This window comes from Steroidobacter flavus, from assembly GCF_042651805.1.
Classification (GTDB): Bacteria; Pseudomonadota; Gammaproteobacteria; order Steroidobacterales; family Steroidobacteraceae; genus Steroidobacter; species Steroidobacter flavus.
This window is the reverse complement of record NZ_JBHSDU010000003.1, coordinates 1,113,746-1,133,107: the sequence shown is the minus strand read 5'-3', so window position 1 is coordinate 1,133,107 and position 19,362 is coordinate 1,113,746. Positions and strand designations below refer to the sequence as shown.

Below are 19,362 nucleotides of genomic sequence, written 5' to 3'. Positions count from 1 at the left end.
ACAGCAAGGCGCTACCGTTCCGGACCAGCGAGCATGCAATTAAAGAAACTTGCTGCTCGCTGAAAGCTTGGCTCCTTCCTATCCGGGCTGGCGAGCAGGCATCCAAAAAAATCTGCTGCTCGTTCAGGCGCTGAGCTTTTATTTTTTAGCAGTTTCTCTTTGCACGGCGCGATAGCCGATGTCGCGGCGGTATTGCACGCCGGTCCAGCTGATCTTCTCGCACAAAGCATAGGCAGCTTTCTGGGCCTCGAGGACGGTGTTGCCGAGGCCGACGGCGCACAACACGCGACCGCCATTCGTTACAACCTTGCCGTCGCTCAGCGACGTGCCGGCATGAAACACTTTGCCAGGCAATGCGGCCGCTTCTTTGAGGCCGTGAATCTCATCGCCCTTGCGAACGGAATCTGGATAACCGCCGGCCGCGAGGACAACGCCGAGGGCCGCGCGGGGATCCCAGTCCGCTTTGACTTGATCGAGCTTGCCGTCCAGTGCCGCTTCACAGAGCGCTGTGAGATCGGACGTGAGTCGCGACATGATCGGCTGGGTCTCCGGATCGCCGAAGCGACAGTTGAACTCGAGCACGTTCGGCGTGCCGTCTGGTGCGATCATGATGCCGGCGTAGAGAAAGCCGATGTATGGCGTGCCATCGCTGATCAAACCGTCCGCCGTCGGCTGCATCACTTCTCGCATGATGCGAGCGTGCATCTCATCGGTGACGACCGGAGCAGGGGAGTACGCGCCCATGCCGCCCGTGTTCGGGCCTTGATCGCCATCGTCGCGTCGCTTGTGATCTTGCGACGTGGCGAGTGGCAGAATGTGTTTGCCGCTGACGATGGCGATGAAGCTGGCTTCTTCGCCTTCTAGAAACTCTTCGATGACGACAGTGTTGCCGGCGGCGCCGAACTGCCCGTCGAACATCGCCTGTGTGCTCGCGATCGCTTCTTCCTGCGTGGCGCAGATGATCACACCCTTGCCCGCGGCGAGACCGTCAGCTTTCACAACGAGCGGTGCACGCTGAGCGCGCACCCACGCGGCGTCGAAATTCGCCTTTGTGAATGTGGCATACGCAGCGGTCGGAATCTTGTGACGACGAAGGAATTCTTTCGTGAACGCTTTCGAGCCTTCGAGTCTCGCGGCGAGTTTGCGAGGACCGAAGCAGCGCAGGCCGGCCGCTTCGAACGCATCCGTCACGCCAATGACGAGCGGCGCTTCAGGACCGACGATGGTGAGATCGATCTTTTCGCGCTTGGCGAATTCGATGAGCTTGGGAACATCGTCAGCCGCGATGTCGACATTAGTCACGCCCGGTTCGAGCGCCGTGCCGGCGTTGCCCGGAGCAACGAAGACCGCTTTCACGCGCGGCGTATTCGCAACCTTCCACGCGAAGGCATGCTCGCGACCACCGGAACCCAGGATTAATACGCGCATAACTTACTCAGCCGCGAGAATGTTCGCGGCCCGGCGTGCCGCGGAGGTGCCGGGCCAATGTCTCTGCTCGCGCCGCCTGATGAAGAGCGGCGATGAGCGCGTCTCAGTGACGGAAGTGCCGCATGCCAGTCAACACCATGGCCATACCATGTTCGTTCGCGGCGGCGATGACTTCATTGTCGCGCATCGAGCCGCCCGGCTGAATCACGGCTTTGATGCCGAGCTCAGCGGCGACATCCAGACCGTCGCGGAACGGGAAGAACGCATCAGACGCCATCACCGCGCCGGCAACTTCCAGACCTTCGTCCTTCGCCTTCATCGCAGCGATGCGGCTCGACACGACACGGCTCATCTGGCCGGCGCCGACGCCGAGGGTCATGCGGTCCTTCACATAAATGATGGCGTTGGATTTGACGTACTTACACACCTGCCACGCAAACAGCAGGTCGGCGAATTGCTCGTCCGTCGGCACCAGCTTGGTGACGACGCGCAGATCGCTGCGGCCGACGCGGCCTTCGTCGCGCGTCTGCACCAGCAGACCGCCATTCACACTGCGATATTCGTGACGAATGCCAGTGGCCGCGAGGCCGCCCGTCGTGAGTACGCGCACATTCTCTTTACGTGCGCAGATCTCGAGCGCTTCAGCATCGACTTCAGGCGCGATGATCAGCTCGACGAACTGACGCTCGACGATGGCACGCGCGGTGGTCGCGTTGAGCGGACGATTGAAAGCAATGATGCCGCCGAACGCTGACGTGGGGTCGGTGCGAAACGCACGATCGTACGCAGCGAGCGTGTCGCCAGCGACAGCGACGCCGCACGGATTCGCATGCTTCACGATCACGCATGCAGGCTCGTCGAACTGACGCACGCATTCCAGCGCCGTGTCGCCATCGGCGATGTTGTTGTACGAGAGCTGCTTGCCCTGCAATTGCTTAGCGGTGCCGATGCTGGCGCCGGGCGCGTCAGGAACGGCGTAGAACGCCGCCGATTGATGCGGGTTCTCGCCGTAGCGCAGATCCATGCGCTTGCCGAACTGCAGCGACAAAGATTCGGGATATTCCGTCTTCGTGCCTTGTTCAGGCTGAGTGACGCGAGTCAGATAACTGGCGACCGCGGCGTCGTAGCTCGCGGTGTGCGCGTACGCCTTCGCGGCGAGACGCTTGCGGGTTTGTTCGGAAACACCGCCGTCCGAAGTGTTCAGTTCATCGAGAACCGCGGAGTAATCCAACGGATCGACGATGACAGTGACGCGATCGTGATTCTTGGCAGCGGCGCGCACCATCGCGGGGCCGCCGATGTCGATGTTCTCGATGGCATCTTCGTAAGTGCAGTCCGGTTTCGCGATGGTGGCCGCGAACGGATACAAATTCACCACGACCAGATCGATGGGCTCGATGCCGTGCGTTTTCATCACGCCGTCGTCGATGTCACGTCGACCGAGCAGGCCGCCATGAATTTTCGGATGCAGTGTCTTGACGCGGCCATCCATGATTTCAGGAAAGCCGGTGTGCGCGGAAACTTGCGTCACCGCTACGCCATGCTTCTCGAGCAGGCTGGCGGTGCCGCCGGTCGAGAGAATGGCTACGCCGCGACGTTGCAAAGCCTGCGCGAATTCAACCAGGCCGTCTTTATTGGAAACACTCAGCAGCGCGCGACGCACAGCTATGGACATGGGCTGTCGATCTCTCTCAATTAGCCAGACCGTAGGTCTTCAACTTCTTACGCAACGTGCCGCGATTGATGCCGAGAATATCGGCCGCGCGGCTCTGGTTACCTTCCGCGTAGTCGAGCACGGCCTTGAACAGCGGCTCTTCCACTTCACGCAGCACCAGGTCGTATAACTGACCGGGCTTGTGACCGTTCAACGTCGCGAAATAGGAATCGAGCGCCTCCGCCGTCATCGTCCTCAACGGCATCGCCCGGGTTACGGGTCGTGCCAGCGGCTCTCGGCGAGCTCTGGTTTTTTTTCTGGGGGCCATGGCCTCTCCGCCAAAATTCTCTGCAATCAAAAATTCTTCCACGCGTGCCTCGCTTGGCGCGCGACCAAACTCAAGCCGCGCTTGACAGACTCTCTTCCGGCGCTTCTTCGAGCGCATTGAAATACGCCTGTACGCGATCGATTTGTGTCGTCGCGTCCGTCGCCTGCATCACGGCTTGTCGTAAAGCCGGCGCAGATGCGCGACTCTTCGCATACCAATCGATGTGCTTACGCGCGACCCGGACTCCCGCCTCCTCCCCGTAGAAAGCATGCAGATCGCGCAAGTGAGCGAGCATGATATCACGGACGTCCGCGATGGAAGGCGGGATGAAAAATTCTCCGTTCAGCGCGGCGAGAATTTCACGGAAGATCCATGGCTGACCTTGTGCGCTGCGCCCGATCATCAAGCCATCTACGCCTGTCTGTTCAAGTACGTGCTTCGCTTTCGCACCTGAGTCGATGTCACCATTGGCGAAAATCGGAATGGACACGTTCTGCTTGATGGCGCGGATGGTTTCGTACTCAGCGTTGCCCTGATACATACAGGCGCGCGTGCGCCCGTGAATGGCCAGTGCTTGCACGCCGATCGATTCAGCCATGCGCGCAATCGTGAGGCTGTTACGGTGCTCGGGGTCCCAGCCGGTGCGCATTTTTAATGTCACAGGCACATTCACTGCCTTGACAACCGCTTCGAGAATCGCTTGCACGAGCGGCTCGTCGCGCATCAATGCCGAGCCGGCCGCCTTATTGCAAACTTTCTTGGCCGGACAACCCATATTGATATCGATGATCTGCGCGCCGGCGTCGACGTTACGTTGCGCGGCCTCGGCCATCATCTCCGGATCGCCGCCGGCGATCTGCACGACGCGCGGCTCGGGCTCGCCACTGTGGTCCATGCGCCGACGCGACTTCTCGGTGTGCCATAAACGCACATCGCAAGTCAGCATTTCTCCAGCGGCAATGCCCGCTCCCATGCGCCGACACAACAACCGGAACGGCAGATCGGTCACGCCCGCCATGGGCGCGAGTGCGAGGTTGTTGACCAGTTCGTAACGACCGATGCGCATCACTGCTTGCCCGGCACGTCCGCGGCGCAGACCGGGCCACGCGCGCCCCGCAAGCAGACATCGAAGCGGAAGCCTTCCGCGTCCGGGCCCGGATCGACGATGGCGATGCTGGCGTTGCTTTGTTGAGCGGGCGCGAGCATGCGGTCCGGCGCGGTATTGGGATCCAGATATTCGGAAGGGTCGAACTCGCGGGCGCGCACCTGATCGCCCCAGCGATCTTCGAGCACCAGCTTCAGCAACGGATAGGGCTGAGCAAAGTCGGCAAGATTTTTCACGCTGGCGCGCACCTTCAGGGTTCCCGGCGCCGAAGGATCGGCGACCACGCCCCATTGACGCACTTCATAGGCGTGCAAGTTCCAATCGGGACGCAACGTCAGGCCGAGTGCGGCGTAAATGCTCTGCAGGGGCGCGCCGATTTGCGGATGGCGCGCCAAAGTGGCGCGGTAGTGATGTACGACTTGCACGAGCAACAGCAGAACCAGCGGCACGGCCAGGAACTTCCAGAACGGCGACACTGCCGTCTCGGTGCGTTGCTGACTCGGAAAATCGAAGTCGATTGCCGGCGAGTCGTCGACACTGACCGCGCGCGGATTACGACGTGTTCGCGTGCCGGCCGGCAGGCGCACGCGAGTGTTAGTGAAATTCGCTTGGGGTTGTGGCTGAGCTTGCGCCCGCGAGGCCCATTGGCCTGAGTCCAAAGCGGCGCGCTCGGCTTCCATCTCGGCGGCCGCGGCCCGCATGTCTTCATCTTCATCGGCGACGCTGGAATATTCCTCGCGCATGTCGATGACTTCAGGCTCGGTGTCGACCGTGGCGTCGTCCTGATCGATCTCGACCCACTCTTCGACCACTTCTTCGCGAATCTGCGGCTGACCCTGGCCGGTCTCGTCGATGGCCTCATACACGCCGCTGATCTCGATGTGACGACCTTCGAGCGTGATGTCCTCGTGCTCGACCGGCTCCTCGACCTCGATCTGACCGGGCGGCGGCGGCGGTTGTGGAATCGCGCGCGGCGGGCGCATGAACTGGCCGCTTTCGATCTCGCCGTCGTCGGTTTCTTCGATCAGCCGCTCGAGCGCGTCGAACTGCGTCTGACAGCGGCCACAGCGCACTTGACCGTGCGCGACACGAAGGATCTCGCTCGTGACGCGAAATGTGGTCTGGCAGCTGGGACACTGAGTCAGCATGCTCGGATCATCGCGAAGTCTGGAGTGGAGTCGGGCGGCGCACGCCGTCGAGGCGCACCCAGTCGTCCCGGACGACGACGGGGTCGATATCAAACCACGGCGCATACGTCCTTGCCACCGCTTCCGCCTGATTCCGCAGAATTCCTGACATCACCAGCCGGCCGCCGGTGCGGACGCGAGCGGCGAACGCTGGCGCCAGGCTCTCCAATGGCCCGGCCAGGATATTGGCCAGCAGAATGTCGGCCGGCGCGTCGTGCGCCTCGCTCTCGACCAGGCGCGCCGTGATGAGCTGCGCGACGCCGTTGCGTTCAGCATTGTCGTGAGTCGCCAGCAGCGCCTGCGGATCGATGTCGATCGCGAGTATTTCGGCCGCCCCGAGCTTGGCCGCGGCGATGGCGAGAATGCCCGAGCCGCAGCCGAAATCGATCACGCGCGTGCCGGCGACTTGGGCCGCATCCAGCCATTCGAGGCACAGCGCGGTCGTCGGATGCGTACCGGTGCCGAACGCCAGACCCGGATCCAGTTCAATGAGGACCGGGTTTGAGACGGCGCGGAGTTGTTCCGCATCGGGTTGCTGACCGCCCGGACAGATCCACAGGCGCTGACCGAAACGCATGGGCTTGAAATCTTTCAGCCACTCGCGTTCCCAGGCGCGGTCTGCAATCGATTCGAACGCGACCCGGCTCAACGGCTCGGCGCCGCTCAGCTCGCTCTTCAGGATCTGCAGGATTTCGTCGCGATCCGCGTCGCCGTCGAACAGCGCTTTCACCCGGACGCGCGGCCACAGCGGCGTCGTTCCGGGGAGCGGTTCGAGCACGGGATCGTCACCCTCGTCTTCGAGGGTGATGGAGGAAGCGCCGGCCGCCAGCAGCGCATCCTCGTACGGCGCAGGGTCGGCTGCGCCGATCGGAAGGATGAGCTGCAGGAATGGCATGGCCGATTATTTGATACCGAGACGACGTTCCAGGTAATGAATATCCAAACCGCCGGCCTTGAACGCCGCGTGATTGAAGATTTCCTGGTGCAGCGGGATGTTGGTCTTGATGCCTTCGATCACCATCTCCGACAGCGCGTTCTTCATGCGGGCGATCGCAGTGTCGCGATCCTCGCCATACGCGATGACTTTGCCGATCATCGAATCATAGTAGGGCGGCACCGTATAGCCACTGTACAAATGGCTGTCGACGCGAATGCCCGGGCCGCCCGGCGCATGGAACAGCTTCACCGGTCCCGGCGAGGGAATGAAGCCCTTCGGATCTTCGGCGTTGATACGGCACTCGATGGCGTGGCCGCGAATGACGATGTCATTCTGCGTCCACTGCAAACGCTCGCCGGAGGCGATACGCAATTGCGCCTTCACGATGTCGATGCCCGTGATCTGTTCGGTGACCGGATGCTCCACCTGCACGCGCGTGTTCATTTCGATGAAATAGAACTCGCCGTCCTGATACAGGAACTCCAGCGTGCCGGCGCCGCGATAGCCGACTTCGCGGCAAGCAGCGACGCAGCGGTCGCCAATGGCCTTGCGCTGTTTTGGCGTGATACCGGGCGCGGGCGCTTCTTCGATGACTTTCTGATGGCGACGTTGCAGCGAGCAGTCGCGCTCGCCGAGATGAATCACGTTGCCGTAATTGTCGGCCAGCACCTGAATCTCGATGTGACGCGGCTTCTCGAGGAACTTCTCCATGTAGACCTCGGCGTTGCCGAACGCGGCCAACGCTTCGGCCTGCGTCACATTGATCGCGTTGATCAACGTGGCATCGCTGTGGACGACGCGCATGCCGCGACCGCCGCCACCGCCGGACGCTTTGATGATGACCGGATAACCGAGCTCGCGAGCGATTCGGAAGTTTTCATCGGCATCGGCGCCGAGCGGGCCGCCCGAGCCGGGCACGCAAGGCACGCCGGCCGCTTTCATCACGCGAATGGCCGACACTTTGTCGCCCATCATGCGAATCACTTCTGGCTTGGGGCCGATGAAAATGAAACCGCTCTTTTCGACGCGCTCGGCGAAGTCCGCGTTCTCGGACAGGAAGCCGTAGCCGGGATGGATCGCGACCGAGTCGGTCACTTCCGCGGCGCTGATGATCGCCGGCATGTTCAGATAGCTCTCTTTGGAAGACGGCGGGCCGATGCACACCGATTCATCCGCGAGCAGCACGTGCTTTTGATTGAAGTCCGCCGTGGAATGCACGGCGACGGTCTTGATGCCTAATTCACGGCAAGCGCGCAGAATCCTTAGCGCGATCTCGCCGCGATTGGCGATGACTACTTTTTCCAGCATGTTTGGTTTTTACCGCGGGTGTCGGCGCGAGCCGCGCCAACACGCGATGGGAAGTTATTCGTTACTCAATGATGAAGAGAGGCTGGCCGAACTCGACCGGGTCGCCGTTCTTCACCAGCACGGCCGTGACGCGGCCGGCCTTGTCGGACTCGATCTGATTCATCATCTTCATGGCTTCGATGATGCAGAGAGTGTCGCCGACGTTCACTTCGCTGCCGATGTCGACAAATGACTTCGCGCCCGGCGAGGCGGCGGAGTAGTACGTGCCGACCATCGGCGCCGTGACAGTGTGATCGGCCTTGCTCGGCGCGGCCGCAGCTACTGGGGCCGCGGCAACGGCGGGAGCAGCGGCAACGGGCGCGGCCACCGGCGGAGCCGCGTAGTGCACGACCGGAGCAGGCGCTCCACCTTGCGGATAGCGGCTGATCCGCACCGACTCCTCGCCCTCGCTGATCTCGATCTCGGCGATGCCGGATTCCTCGAGCAGCTCGATGAGTTTTTTGACCTTACGAATATCCATACGGATCCTCTTGTTCTTTTCCTGCGGGAGCGCGGAAAGAGTGCGAAAAATGCCAGCGCTACTTACGAGGGAGGGTCAGGTAGTTGGCCGCCGCGCGCAGCGCCAGCTCATACCCGAAAGCCCCCAGTCCCGTAATCGTGCCGATGGCGATGTCGGAGAAGTAGGAGTGATGGCGGAAAGACTCCCGCGCATACACGTTACTCAGATGAACTTCGATGAAAGGAATCTTCACGCCCAGTAACGCATCCCGGAGCGCCACGCTGGTGTGCGTGAACGCCGCGGGATTGAAGATGATGCAGGCGACGTGCGACGCCGGAGCTTCGTGAATGCGGCTGATCAGCTCCGCCTCGGCATTGCTCTGGAAAGCCGACAAGTGATGGCCGGATTCCGCCGCCAGCTGGCTCACCCGGTTGACGATCTGCTCCAGAGTCACGGACCCATAGGTCCCCGGCTCGCGCGTGCCAAGCAGGTTGAGGTTGGGACCGTTGAGAAGTAGCAGATGAGCCATGCAGGAGGGCGCGCCAAAAGTTCACTTTACCGAAGATGGCGGCGAGTTTACCCAGATTGGAAGCAATTTGGCGATGATCTACGCCGAGATTGCGCCACGATCGCCGCCAGTCCGGCGCCTCTCGTGGGCAAATCTGCAACAGCGGGTGGATCGCGCCAGCCCGGCTCAGATCGTCAAAAACGCGCCCAAGCGCGTGCGAGCCGGGGAAAACCGGGCGGGCATCATAGCCGATTCAGCGGTGTCGGCCAGCTTTACTCTTTAGCCGGCGGCAATTCCTGGAGTTGCTTGGCTGCAACGATGCGGGCGGCCGCGGGGGTCAGTTCGCCGGCATTCACCCTCCGAACGGCGGCCAGCATGATCTTCGCCTGCTCCGGATGGATCTCGCCGAGGTGGAACAGCACCAGGCGCTGCTGGTTGTCGGTGAATACCGTGAAGGGAAATCCCAGCGAGCCGCGGCCGAATTTGGTCACCGCGTTCAGGCCATCCTCTTCGCCGATCAGCAGCGGATAGTCGATGCTCATTTCTTTGGCGTACTTCAACACGTCGTCGCGGAAGTCCACGGCGACGCCGACGATTTGAAAACCTTCCGCCCCATGCTCGGCCTGGATTTTCTTCAGCAGCGGAATCTCGCGACGGCAGGGCGCGCACCAGGTCGCCCAGAAATTCACGATCATCGACTTGCCCTGCCAGCTGCGGATGGACTGCGGCTGGCCTTCGAGATTGGCGAGCGTGAAGTCGGGGAGGGTTTCGGGGAGCCCGTCGGCGCTGCTGTCCGCTTCGGCGGTTGCCTCGGTCGGCGTGGTGTTCGCCTCGTTCGCAACCTGCGGGACCTCGGCGTTCATGCGAGGCGCGAGCGCGAATTGATAAATGCCGAAGCCGGCAGCCGCCGCGATGACGGCGACCACAACGTAACCGATGGGTTTCATATCAGCAGTCTCGAATAAGGAAACTCAGCTGCCGAACGCGGCTTTCACGTGCTCGCGAAAGCGTTCGGCGGGCACGAATCCTACCAGCCGGAAGTCTTTGCGTTCGACTCCGTCGGCGCCATAGAACGCGATGGTCGGCGGACCGAAGATCTCGAAGCGGTTCATCAAGGCCTTGTCCGCATCGTCGTTGGCGGTCACATCAGCCTGCAGTAACACCGCGTTGGCGAGTGCCGACTGCACGCCCGGATCGGGGAACGTGTACTTCTCCATCTCTTTACACGACACACACCAGTCCGCGAAAAAATCCAGCATCACCGGCTTACCCGCGGCTGTCGCGGCGGCCACGGCGTTTTCCAGATCGCTGACGGTCTTGATTCGTTGGAAGGCAAGCACGTGTTCCTGCGCGCTCGCGCCGCCGCCCGCAGCCAGGCGATCCAGCGGTTGCAGTGGATCCTTGCCGCCCGAGGCCGCGCCGATCAACAACAGAATGCCGTAGACGACCGCGATCAAGCCCAACGCTCGCAGCGGTGCGGCGGCCGGGCCTCCATCGCGAGCTTTGAGCGAGAACACCCAGAAGCCGGACAGCACCGCAAGCAGCGACCACAACAGCATCACTACGCTCGCGGGCAGCAACGGCGAGACCAGATAAACCGCGACCGCGAGGAACAGCACGCCGAACAGCGACTTCACTGTATCCATCCACGGTCCCACTTTCGGCAGCAACGAGCCGGCGGATGCGCCGACGATCAACAGCGGGACGCCCATGCCCAACCCGGTCGCATACAACGCGCCGGCGCCGCGTGCGATCTGGCCCGTCTGGCTGATCACGGAGAGCGCCGCGATGATGGCCGGAGCCACGCACGCTGTGACGACGAGTGCCGACAACGCGCCCATGATGAACGTGCCGACGTAGGTGCCTGACTTCTGCTCATTGCTGACGCTGGTCAGCTTGGTCTGCAGCGAGCTCGGCAATTGCAGCGTGAATGCGCCGAACATGGCGAACGCCAGCACGACGAATAGCAATGTCATCAACGTGATGATCCACGGCTGCTGAAAGAATGCTTGCGGCGCTTGTTTGAATGCGAGCACGAACGCCGCTCCAGCCGCGGCATAAGTCAGTGCCATGCCTTGCACATAGGTGAACGCAAGCGAGAAGCCGCGAGCGGGAGTCACCGTGCCGCCTTGGCCCACGATGATGCCGGACAGAATTGGAATCATCGGCAGCACACAGGGCGTGAACGACAACAACACGCCGAGGCCGAAGAACGTGGCGAGCACGGCCAGCAAATTGCCGTCGCGAATCAGCGAGGCGAGCTTGTCCTGTTCGGCGACTGGCGCCTTCGACGATGAAGTCGGGCCTGCGGCGCTCGTTACAGAACCTTCGGACTGCGCGTCCGTCGGCAAGCTCGTGGCCTTATCCGACGGCGGCAATTCCAAAGAAACATTCTTGGCGATCGGGTTGTAACAAATCCCTTCGTTGGCACAGCCCTGATACGTCACCTTCAGATTCAGCGTGCCGCCGGAGCCTGCCGGCCGCGCAATCGGCAGCGAGGCTTCGAGGACTTCGTGATAGACCTCGGTATCGCCGAAGTACTCGTCATGTTTCGGATCGCCCTTGGGCAATTGCAACTTGCCGAGTGTCACTCCCGGCGTGTCGGTCTCGACGTGGATGCGATCCTTATATAGGTAGTAGTTCTCGGCGATGATCCAGGTCAGCGCCACCGAGTCCGGCTTCTCCATGCCGGCGCCGAAGCGGAACGCGTCGTCGGGCTGCAGGAAGTCCTCTTGTTTGTTGCCGCCGGGCACGCCGGATTTCGATTTGAACAGCGAGCTCAAGCTGCCGCCAGTCTTCGGAGCGGCGGCCGCGGGCAGATCGATTTCGGTCTTCCAGCGTTGCGGCGGATAACACAGGCCGGCATCCGCGCAGCCTTGCAGTTTCAATTCGAGTGCGAGCTTCTTGGGTCGCTCGGCGCCTTGCACCGAGAATGCGACCGGGACATCGACATTGCCGCGATAGATTTCCTGCGTGCCGAAGTAATCGTCGGTGTGATCTTCGCCTTTGGGCCACTGCGGCTCGGCGAGCTGCACGGTCGCCATGGTCGAGGCCACGCCCATTTTCTTCTTATAGAGGTAGTAGCCCTTCTCGATCTTCCAGTGGATCACGACGCGATCGCCGTCGGCGTCGATCGTGTAGCGATAGGCCTGGGCGGGCGCCAGGAAGTCGTCCTTGGCCAGCGCAGGGGGCGCGAGCGCGAGCCAGGCCAGTGCCGCCAGCACGAGCCGACCCATCAGTCCCGATCGATGCCTGTCGATGTTCAAGTTATCCGCCTTCAGTCTGCTCGCCCACGCCGCTTCGGACCCATTGCAGGTAGCGTTCGTTCCCGCCCGTGACGGGCAGGACGATCAGCTCCGGCAGTTCGTAAGGGTGCAAAACGTTCAGCCGCGCTGCCAGCTCGGCCAGTCGCGCCGCCGTGGTCTTAATGATTAACAGAATCTCCGCGTCGTCCTGGAGACGCCCGTCCCAGAAGTATGTCGAGGCGCAGCCTGCCACCCGATTCACGCAGGTTGCCAATCGCTCGCTCACCAGCGCCTCGGCGATACGCTTGCCGGTGGCCTCGTCCGGGCAGGTGGAAAGGCCAACAATCACTTGCTCGGTCATGGGGTTACACTCGCTGACGGCGCTCGGCAGCATAGCTGGAGCGGGGTCCGATGTCAGTGTCGGGGCGGTGACATGGGGGTCATCGGGAACGCCAAATTGGGCTTGAAATATCCCCTTCGCTGCCTATTATTAGCACCCGCATGGGGTGAGTGCTAACGATCGATCGCGGCTCCGCCCCACCCTCCAAGACTCCCAAATCCAATCGCAAACTAGCTTTGCCGAGGTTTGAGCTATGGCCGAGAAACTGAAGATTCGCCCCCTGCACGATCGCGTGATCATCAAGCGCCTGGAAGAGGAGCGCACCTCCCCCGGCGGTATCGTGATTCCGGACTCGGCGACCGAGAAGCCGATCAAGGGCAAGGTCGTTGCCGTCGGCAAGGGCAAGATCCTGGAGAACGGTGAAGTCCGTGCGCTGGACGTCAAGGTCGGCGACAACATCCTGTTCGGCAAGTACAGCGGCACCGAAGTGAAGGTCGACGGCGAAGAGCTCCTCGTGATGCGCGAGGAAGACGTCATGGCCGTGATCGAAAAGTAATCGATCCCTGCAAGCAAATTTGTTGTCGTGGGGCCGGCGGAGCCGGCCCCACGACCAAGAAAATTCTAGAGGTTTACTCACATGGCAGCTAAAGAAGTACGTTTCAGCGACGACGCTCGCGCCCGCATGCTGAAAGGCGTGAACATCCTGGCGAACGCGGTCAAAGCCACGCTCGGTCCCAAGGGCCGCAACGCGGTGCTCGAGAAGAGCTTCGGCGCCCCCACCGTCACCAAGGACGGCGTGTCGGTCGCGAAGGAAATCGAGCTCAAGGACAAGTTCGAGAACATGGGCGCGCAGATGGTGAAGGAAGTCGCTTCCAACACCTCTGACGAGGCTGGCGACGGCACCACCACCGCCACCGTGCTCGCCCAGGCGATCGTGCGCGAAGGCCTGAAGGCCGTCGCCGCCGGCGCCAACCCGATGGATCTGAAGCGCGGTATCGACGCCGGCGTCGCCGCTGCTGTCGAAGAGCTGAAGAAGCTCTCCAAGCCCTGCAAAGATCAGAAGGCCATCGCGCAGGTCGGCACGATCTCCGCGAACTCCGACGAGTCGATCGGCAAGACCATTGCCGACGCGATGGAGAAGGTCGGTAAGGAAGGCGTGATCACCGTCGAAGAAGGCTCGGGCCTGCAGAACGAGCTGGATGTCGTCGAAGGCATGCAGTTCGACCGCGGCTACCTGTCGCCGTACTTCATCAACAACCAGCAGAACCAGACGGCCGAGTTGGACAACCCGTACGTGCTGCTGTACGAAAAGAAGATCTCCAACGTGCGCGAAATGCTGCCGCTGCTGGAAGGCATCGCGAAGGCCGGTCGCCCGCTGCTGATCGTCGCTGAAGATGTCGAAGGCGAAGCGCTGGCGACCCTGGTCGTCAACACCATCCGCGGCATCGTCAAGGTCGCCGCCGTGAAGGCCCCGGGCTTCGGCGACCGCCGTAAAGCCATGCTCCAGGATATCGCCGTGCTGACCGGTGGCACCGTGATCTCCGAAGAAGTCGGTCTGTCGCTCGAGAAGGCGACCCTGAACGACCTCGGCGAAGCCAAGAAGATCGTGGTCGAGAAGGAAAACAGCACCGTCATCGACGGCAAGGGCAAGAACTCCGAGATCAAGGCTCGCGTCGAGCAGATCCGTCGTCAGATCGAAGAAGCCACTTCGGACTACGACAAGGAGAAGTTGCAGGAGCGCGTTGCCAAGCTGTCGGGCGGCGTGGCCGTGATCAAGGTCGGCGCTGCCACCGAGATCGAGATGAAGGAAAAGAAGGCTCGCGTCGAAGACGCGCTGCATGCCACCCGCGCCGCCGTTGAAGAAGGCGTGGTTCCTGGCGGCGGCGTGGCGCTGATCCGTGCGCAGAAGGCTGTCGAGAAGCTGGAAGGCAAGAACGAAGATCAGGCCTTCGGTATCCGCATCCTGTCGCGCTCGATCGAAGAGCCGCTGCGTCAGATCGTCACCAACGCGGGTGAAGACGCCGCTGTGGTGCTGGCGAAGGTGAAGGAAGGCAAGGGCACGTTCGGCTACAACGCCGCTTCCGGCGATTACGGCGACATGCTCGAGCTCGGCATCCTGGATCCGACCAAGGTGACCCGTCTGGCCCTGCAGAACGCCGCTTCGGTGGCCGGCCTGCTGCTGACGACCGAAGTCATGATCGCCGAAGCTCCGAAGGACGAAGCCGACCACGCTCATGGCGCCCCGGGCGGCGGCATGGGTGGCATGGGCGGTATGGATATGTAATCGACCCCAGTCTTTCGACTGGATCGATTCGATCCCTGGAAAGCCCCGCTTCGGCGGGGCTTTTCTTTTGGGGACCGCGGACTATCATTCGCCGCGTTGCCCGCGCCTTATCACTTGAAGCGCAAAGCCAGGCTCCTGGCGCGCGAGAACGTCGTGTTTCCTGAACAACGGCGAGGTCCGATTCCGGGCGGCAAGCTGAAAGAAATTTCGCGCGCTCTGGACTAGCTCCCCGAACGATAAAGCCGCGGCCTGTAACACAGGCCCACAGGGGAGCCTATGAAGTCGACAATCTGTGCTGTTCTGGCAGCAACCGCATCGGCGCATGTCTGGGCACAAACGAGCGAGCCTGTTTCGCAACTCGAAGAAGTCATCGTCACCGCCGAGAAGCGGATACAGCGATTACAGGATGTGCCTGCCTCATTGAGTGCGGTGAGCACCGAGCAGCTCGAATCGATACGCGCCACGCAACTTGCCGACTACGCGGGCTATGTGCCCGGTCTCGTGTTTGCGAGTCGCGGCGGACAAGGGCATGGGTACATCGCGCTACGCGGCCTTGCTCCCCTCGGCGAAGCGGCCGCCGTCGGCACATACATCGATGACACGCCCGTCGGTTCGAGCAGCGCATTGGCGGCGGGATCGACCGTCGTTGTCGATTTAACGCCATACGATGTTGAGCGCATCGAAGTCCTGCGCGGTCCGCAAGGCACGCTCTATGGAGCCAATGCGTTGGGCGGCTTGCTGAAATATGTGACGACGCAGCCCGATCTCGAACGCACCGAAATGCGCGTCGGTAGCGAGCTTTTCACCACGAGCAAGGCATCTCAGGAAGGCTGGGGCGTGCGTGGCGCGCTGAGCACTCCCTTGATCGAAGGCAAGCTCGCGGTTCGTGGCAGCTTCCTCGTGCGCGAGAGCCCCGGCTATGTCGACAACCGCATCCTCGGTCTCAGCGACGTGAACGACGGCCGCCAGGAAAACTACCGGGTTGCGTTGTTGTGGCAGGCGACGTCCGATCTGAGCGTGAAACTCACGGCGCTGAAACAACAGAACGAAGTCGATACCACCAATCATGTCGCGCTCGATCCGCAAACATTGAAGCCGCTGGGCGGCGGCTTGCCTCAACAGCGGTACGTGCTGACGCCGTTCGATCAGGAGCTGGATCACTACGCCGCCACCGTCAACTGGTCGTTGCCCTGGGCAGATCTGACTTACGCTGCGAGCTATTCCGAGAACGGGTCGCAGGATGTGGGCGATCTCACCGTCAGTTTCGGGCCGCTGATTCCGGTGCTTTGTGCGATGAGTGGCGGATGTGCGCCGACCACGACGGGTGTCGTGCCGTTTCCGTATCGGAACAATGTGAAGAAACAAACGCACGAGCTGCGTTTGAGCTCGAGCGCGGACGGCGGGTTTGAATGGATGCTTGGCTCGTTCTACGCGCGTGAGAAGTCGCTCTACGATCAGAGGCTCGAAGCGCGCGATTCCAACTACGCGATCATTCCAGCCCTGGCGCCGCTCGGCATCGCCGTGTTGTCATCCACCTACGAAGAAAAAGCAGTCTTCGGCAACGCGACTTATCACTTCACCGATCGTTTCGATGTGAGCGCCGGCCTGCGCTGGGCGCGCAACGAGCAGGGATTCGATCAGTTCACCCGCGGCCCGGCGTTCGGCAACGACGACAGCACCGGCAGCGATTCCAGCGAAAGCGTCGTCACCTACATGGCGAACGCGCGTTTGCATCTGTCCGAAGACGCGATGATCTACGCCCGTTACGTCACCGGTTATCGACCCGGTGGTCCGAACGTGGCGCTGCCCGGCGTGCCGCCCACCGTCGATTCCGATTCGACGACGAATTACGAACTGGGCTTCAAGTCCGAGCTGTTCAATCGCAAGGCGCTGCTCAATGCCACGGTGTTCTATATCGATTGGGATGACATTCAGTCGAATGTGGTCAGCCCGCAAAACATTGCGTACCTCACTAACGGCGGCAAGGCGCGCAGCAAGGGCGTTGAATTAGAAACTACGGTGCGCCCGACGTCAGGGCTGACGTTCGGCCTGAGCGGTGCTTACACGGACGCGACGATCCTCAGCGGCGCTGCCGCGCTCGGCGGGCTCAATGGTGATCGCATCTCGTACATTCCCAAGTGGAGTGGGGCGCTGATGGCTGATTACCGATTCGATGTCTTCTCCGATTGGGAGATGCAGCTCAATGGCGGCTATCGCTACAGCGGCAGCCGCTTCTCCACGCTCGAGCACAACGCCACTGCGCAGGAAGCGGAGGCCTATGGAATCGTCGACGCCACGGTTGCTCTGACCAATCAGCGATGGTCGGTGCAATTGTTCGCAAAGAATCTCACTGACGAGCGCGCCTTCCTGTCGCCGATGGCTCAGCGACGCGGCACCGCTGTTTTGTACTACGTCACGCCGATCAACGAGCCGCGCACGCTGGGCGTCAGCGTGGACGTGCGGTTCTGACCGCATGGGCTCGCCCGGCACCGCCGGGCGGCCGTTCGAGGCATGAACGCGCCGTTTGGCGCTCGGAATTGTAGAGAGAATCATGTTGAAGCCTGGTCGAAGGTTGTTGCTTGCATCGGTCGCTGTAGCTTGGATCGGGACGGCCAGCGCTGCGGACAAATATGAGGTCGTCCTCTCAGGAACGACGCGCGGAGAGTTAACCGTCAGTGCCCGCGGCGGCGCGCAGGAAAGTCATTACCAATTCTCTGATCGCGGTCGCGGTCCGACACTGACATCGTCTGTGACTTACGATTCGCGTGGCTGGCCCAAGAAGCTGAGCGTGACCGGCACCAGTCTGCTGCGGACTCCGGTCAAAGAAACATTCGACTGCAACGGCGGCAATGCTCGCTGGACCAGCGCCGTCGATTCGGGAACAGCCAATTGCACTGGCTTCTACTATCCTCAAGAGGCGGATCCGACTGTCACTACGGCACTGGCGAAAGCGCTGCTGGCGGCACCGGATCGCTCGCTGGCATTGTTGCCCGCGGGTCATGCTCGCATCGAAACGGTCGGGCGTCATCGCATCGAAGGCGCGAAGGGCGAGCTGACGTTGTACTTCATCACCGGTCTCGATTTCGGTCCATTGCCGATCTGGCTGGATGACAAAGGCGGGCTCGCATTTCAGGGACAGGTGTGGATCGGCGCGGTCAGGCCTGCGTTGCGGCCGTCGGTCGATGCGATGCTGAAAATTCAGGAAGACGCTGTGCAGGCTCGGCATATGGCCGCTGCACAGAAGCTGCGTAAGGTTCCTTCAGGTCCGGTGCTCTTCCGCGACGTGCGCATGTACGACGCGACTACGAAGCGCATGCTGCCATCGATGAGCGTGCTAGTGCGAGGCTCGGTCATCGAGCGCGTTGGGCCCGCCGCTGAAGTCACCGCTCCGGCCGATACGCAGGTCATCGATGGCGCCGGTAAAACGCTGTTGCCCGGTTTGTTTGATATGCACACCCACACAGCGCTCGCGACGGACGGTCCGCTCGCCATCGCTTCTGGTGTGACCAGCATTCGCGACCTTGCGAACGACATCGACACGCTGATGGCGCGCAAGAAACTTTACGACGAGGGCAAGCTGGTCGGGCCGCGCATCGTGCCCGCCGGCATGGTCGATAGTCGCGGGCAGTTCGCCGGTCCCACCAAGTTGTTTGTCGATACGCCCGAAGAAGCCAATGCCGCGATCGAGAGAATCGCCGGCGCGGGATATCGACAGGTGAAGATCTACAGCTCCTTCAAGCCGGAGCTCATTCCGCCGCTGATCGCTGCCGCGCGTGCGCGAGGTTTGCGAGTGAGCGGGCACATACCGACCGGCCTCACGATGGAACAGGCCATCGAGCTCGGCTACGACGAGATTCAGCATTCCAGCTATTGGCTGAGCAACTTCGCCGGCCCGACGGCGCCGCCGAAGAATGGCATCGGTCTGCCGCCAGTGCCGCCGGGATTGCTCGAGCCAGGTTCGCCGGATCTCGAACGTTTGATCGCGCTGATGAAGTCACATCGTACCGTGCTCGATCCGACGCTCGCGATCTATCAGGACTTCCTGCTCTCCGACGCGTCGAAAGTGACGCCGAGCCTGCAAGGCGTGGCGGATCGCTTGCCGCTGGTGTTTGCGCGCACGATGAGATTTCCCTCGTCGCTGCAGCCCGAGCGCATGGCGCAGGCCAAAGTTTCGATGGCCGCGCTCAAGACGCTGTTCAAGCGCTTCAACGATGCCGGCATCGAAATGGTGGTGGGCACCGACTTCATCATCGGCCTGGCCCTGCCGCACGAGATGCAGACGCGCGTCGATGCAGGCGTCAGCGCGCTCGATGTGTTGTACATGGCGACCCTGGGGGCGGCTCGTGTGGCTGGCACGAGTCACCAGGTGGGCTCGATCGAAGCCGGCAAGCTGGCGGACCTGGTGTTGGTTCGTGGCGATCCGGAGCGTGACATTGGCGTGCTGCGCGCGACCGATGTCGTTATGAAAGATGGCGTGCTGTTTCAACCGGATGAAGTGTTCGCCTACGTCGGAGTCGGGCCGACTCCGAAATAATCGAG

At 61.9% G+C, this 19,362-nt stretch carries 17 protein-coding genes; 5 read left to right on the top strand and 12 right to left on the bottom strand.

Translation table 11 applies throughout. From position 1 onward, the window contains the following. Window positions 1-138: 138 nt before the first annotated feature. From purD to aroQ, 9 genes are all read right to left on the bottom strand, one after another. The gene (purD, locus tag ACFPN2_RS10520; RefSeq protein WP_380596560.1) at window positions 139-1,428 is read right to left on the bottom strand and encodes a phosphoribosylamine--glycine ligase; all 1,290 of its coding nucleotides are present in this window, start codon (window positions 1,426-1,428) and stop codon (window positions 139-141) included. 103 nt (window positions 1,429-1,531) lie between these two features. Next, the gene (purH, locus tag ACFPN2_RS10515) at window positions 1,532-3,103 is read right to left on the bottom strand and encodes a bifunctional phosphoribosylaminoimidazolecarboxamide formyltransferase/IMP cyclohydrolase (RefSeq protein WP_380596559.1); all 1,572 of its coding nucleotides are present in this window, start codon (window positions 3,101-3,103) and stop codon (window positions 1,532-1,534) included. Between the two features lie 16 nt (window positions 3,104-3,119). After that, window positions 3,120-3,347 (bottom strand): DNA-binding transcriptional regulator Fis, encoded by a 228-nt coding sequence (fis, locus tag ACFPN2_RS10510; protein WP_116808282.1) that lies wholly within the window; start codon window positions 3,345-3,347, stop codon window positions 3,120-3,122. A gap of 133 nt (window positions 3,348-3,480) precedes the next feature. Beyond that, window positions 3,481-4,476 (bottom strand): tRNA dihydrouridine synthase DusB, encoded by a 996-nt coding sequence (gene dusB, locus ACFPN2_RS10505; protein WP_380596558.1) that lies wholly within the window; start codon window positions 4,474-4,476, stop codon window positions 3,481-3,483. Next, entirely contained in the window at window positions 4,476-5,663 is a 1,188-nt protein-coding gene (locus ACFPN2_RS10500) for a DUF3426 domain-containing protein (RefSeq protein WP_380596557.1), read from the bottom strand. The genes dusB and ACFPN2_RS10500 overlap by 1 nt, the downstream gene beginning before the upstream one ends. Window positions 5,664-5,670: 7 nt before the next feature. Further along, window positions 5,671-6,597: a 50S ribosomal protein L11 methyltransferase gene (prmA, locus tag ACFPN2_RS10495; RefSeq protein WP_380596556.1), complete on the bottom strand. Its 927-nt coding sequence runs from the start codon at window positions 6,595-6,597 to the stop codon at window positions 5,671-5,673. A 6-nt stretch (window positions 6,598-6,603) separates the two neighbouring features. Then, a complete protein-coding gene (gene accC / locus ACFPN2_RS10490; protein WP_380596555.1) occupies window positions 6,604-7,947 on the bottom strand; it encodes an acetyl-CoA carboxylase biotin carboxylase subunit in 1,344 nt (447 codons plus the stop codon). Window positions 7,948-8,008: 61 nt separating this feature from the next. Further along, complete coding sequence (accB, locus tag ACFPN2_RS10485) at window positions 8,009-8,467, bottom strand: acetyl-CoA carboxylase biotin carboxyl carrier protein (protein ID WP_380596554.1); 459 nt, start codon at window positions 8,465-8,467, stop codon at window positions 8,009-8,011. A gap of 58 nt (window positions 8,468-8,525) precedes the next feature. Beyond that, on the bottom strand, window positions 8,526-8,975 hold the full coding sequence (gene aroQ, locus ACFPN2_RS10480; RefSeq protein ID WP_380596553.1) for a type II 3-dehydroquinate dehydratase: 450 nt from the start codon (window positions 8,973-8,975) through the stop codon (window positions 8,526-8,528). Here aroQ and ACFPN2_RS10475 point away from each other — a divergent pair. Continuing rightward, on the top strand, window positions 8,974-9,237 hold the full coding sequence (locus ACFPN2_RS10475) for a hypothetical protein (protein ID WP_380596552.1): 264 nt from the start codon (window positions 8,974-8,976) through the stop codon (window positions 9,235-9,237). The two genes, aroQ and ACFPN2_RS10475, sit on opposite strands and share 2 nt — an antisense overlap. Here the strand turns inward: ACFPN2_RS10475 and ACFPN2_RS10470 are convergent. Genes ACFPN2_RS10470 through cutA form a run of 3 tightly spaced genes read right to left on the bottom strand, consistent with a single transcriptional unit; the run spans window position 9,227 to window position 12,560 of the window. Then, window positions 9,227-9,901, bottom strand: a complete 675-nt coding sequence (locus ACFPN2_RS10470; protein ID WP_380596551.1) for a TlpA family protein disulfide reductase — start codon at window positions 9,899-9,901, stop codon at window positions 9,227-9,229. The genes ACFPN2_RS10475 and ACFPN2_RS10470 overlap by 11 nt on opposite strands. 24 nt (window positions 9,902-9,925) lie before the next feature. Further along, complete coding sequence (locus ACFPN2_RS10465) at window positions 9,926-12,220, bottom strand: protein-disulfide reductase DsbD (RefSeq protein WP_380596550.1); 2,295 nt, start codon at window positions 12,218-12,220, stop codon at window positions 9,926-9,928. A 1-nt stretch (window position 12,221) separates the two neighbouring features. Further along, complete coding sequence (gene cutA / locus ACFPN2_RS10460) at window positions 12,222-12,560, bottom strand: divalent-cation tolerance protein CutA (RefSeq protein ID WP_380596549.1); 339 nt, start codon at window positions 12,558-12,560, stop codon at window positions 12,222-12,224. Window positions 12,561-12,804: 244 nt separating this feature from the next. Between cutA and groES the strand changes: the two genes are divergently transcribed. The 4 genes from groES to ACFPN2_RS10440 all read left to right on the top strand — a co-directional run bounded on the left by groES (window position 12,805) and on the right by ACFPN2_RS10440 (window position 19,357). Then, window positions 12,805-13,095: a co-chaperone GroES gene (gene groES / locus ACFPN2_RS10455; RefSeq protein ID WP_116808371.1), complete on the top strand. Its 291-nt coding sequence runs from the start codon at window positions 12,805-12,807 to the stop codon at window positions 13,093-13,095. An 81-nt stretch (window positions 13,096-13,176) separates the two neighbouring features. Then, a complete protein-coding gene (groL, locus tag ACFPN2_RS10450; protein WP_380596548.1) occupies window positions 13,177-14,823 on the top strand; it encodes a chaperonin GroEL in 1,647 nt (548 codons plus the stop codon). Between the two features lie 276 nt (window positions 14,824-15,099). Further along, window positions 15,100-17,292, top strand: coding sequence for a TonB-dependent receptor (locus ACFPN2_RS10445; RefSeq protein WP_380596547.1), 2,193 nt, complete (start codon window positions 15,100-15,102; stop codon window positions 17,290-17,292). A gap of 82 nt (window positions 17,293-17,374) precedes the next feature. Continuing rightward, entirely contained in the window at window positions 17,375-19,357 is a 1,983-nt protein-coding gene (locus tag ACFPN2_RS10440) for an amidohydrolase family protein (protein ID WP_380596546.1), read from the top strand. Window positions 19,358-19,362 lie beyond the last annotated feature (5 nt).

Excerpts from the sequence above, each read along its gene's own strand:
- ACFPN2_RS10445 (WP_380596547.1), top strand. The coding sequence starts at position 15,100 with ATGAAGTCGACAATCTGTGCTGTTCTGGCAGCAACCGCATCGGCGCAT.
- accB (WP_380596554.1), bottom strand. The coding sequence starts at position 8,467 with ATGGATATTCGTAAGGTCAAAAAACTCATCGAGCTGCTCGAGGAATCC.
- fis (WP_116808282.1), bottom strand. The coding sequence starts at position 3,347 with ATGCCGTTGAGGACGATGACGGCGGAGGCGCTCGATTCCTATTTCGCG.
- purH (WP_380596559.1), bottom strand. The coding sequence starts at position 3,103 with ATGTCCATAGCTGTGCGTCGCGCGCTGCTGAGTGTTTCCAATAAAGAC.
- ACFPN2_RS10470 (WP_380596551.1), bottom strand. The coding sequence starts at position 9,901 with ATGAAACCCATCGGTTACGTTGTGGTCGCCGTCATCGCGGCGGCTGCC.
- accC (WP_380596555.1), bottom strand. The coding sequence starts at position 7,947 with ATGCTGGAAAAAGTAGTCATCGCCAATCGCGGCGAGATCGCGCTAAGG.
- cutA (WP_380596549.1), bottom strand. The coding sequence starts at position 12,560 with ATGACCGAGCAAGTGATTGTTGGCCTTTCCACCTGCCCGGACGAGGCC.
- prmA (WP_380596556.1), bottom strand. The coding sequence starts at position 6,597 with ATGCCATTCCTGCAGCTCATCCTTCCGATCGGCGCAGCCGACCCTGCG.
- ACFPN2_RS10500 (WP_380596557.1), bottom strand. The coding sequence starts at position 5,663 with ATGCTGACTCAGTGTCCCAGCTGCCAGACCACATTTCGCGTCACGAGC.
- groL (WP_380596548.1), top strand. The coding sequence starts at position 13,177 with ATGGCAGCTAAAGAAGTACGTTTCAGCGACGACGCTCGCGCCCGCATG.
- ACFPN2_RS10440 (WP_380596546.1), top strand. The coding sequence starts at position 17,375 with ATGTTGAAGCCTGGTCGAAGGTTGTTGCTTGCATCGGTCGCTGTAGCT.
- ACFPN2_RS10475 (WP_380596552.1), top strand. The coding sequence starts at position 8,974 with ATGCAGGAGGGCGCGCCAAAAGTTCACTTTACCGAAGATGGCGGCGAG.
- purD (WP_380596560.1), bottom strand. The coding sequence starts at position 1,428 with ATGCGCGTATTAATCCTGGGTTCCGGTGGTCGCGAGCATGCCTTCGCG.
- aroQ (WP_380596553.1), bottom strand. The coding sequence starts at position 8,975 with ATGGCTCATCTGCTACTTCTCAACGGTCCCAACCTCAACCTGCTTGGC.
- dusB (WP_380596558.1), bottom strand. The coding sequence starts at position 4,476 with ATGCGCATCGGTCGTTACGAACTGGTCAACAACCTCGCACTCGCGCCC.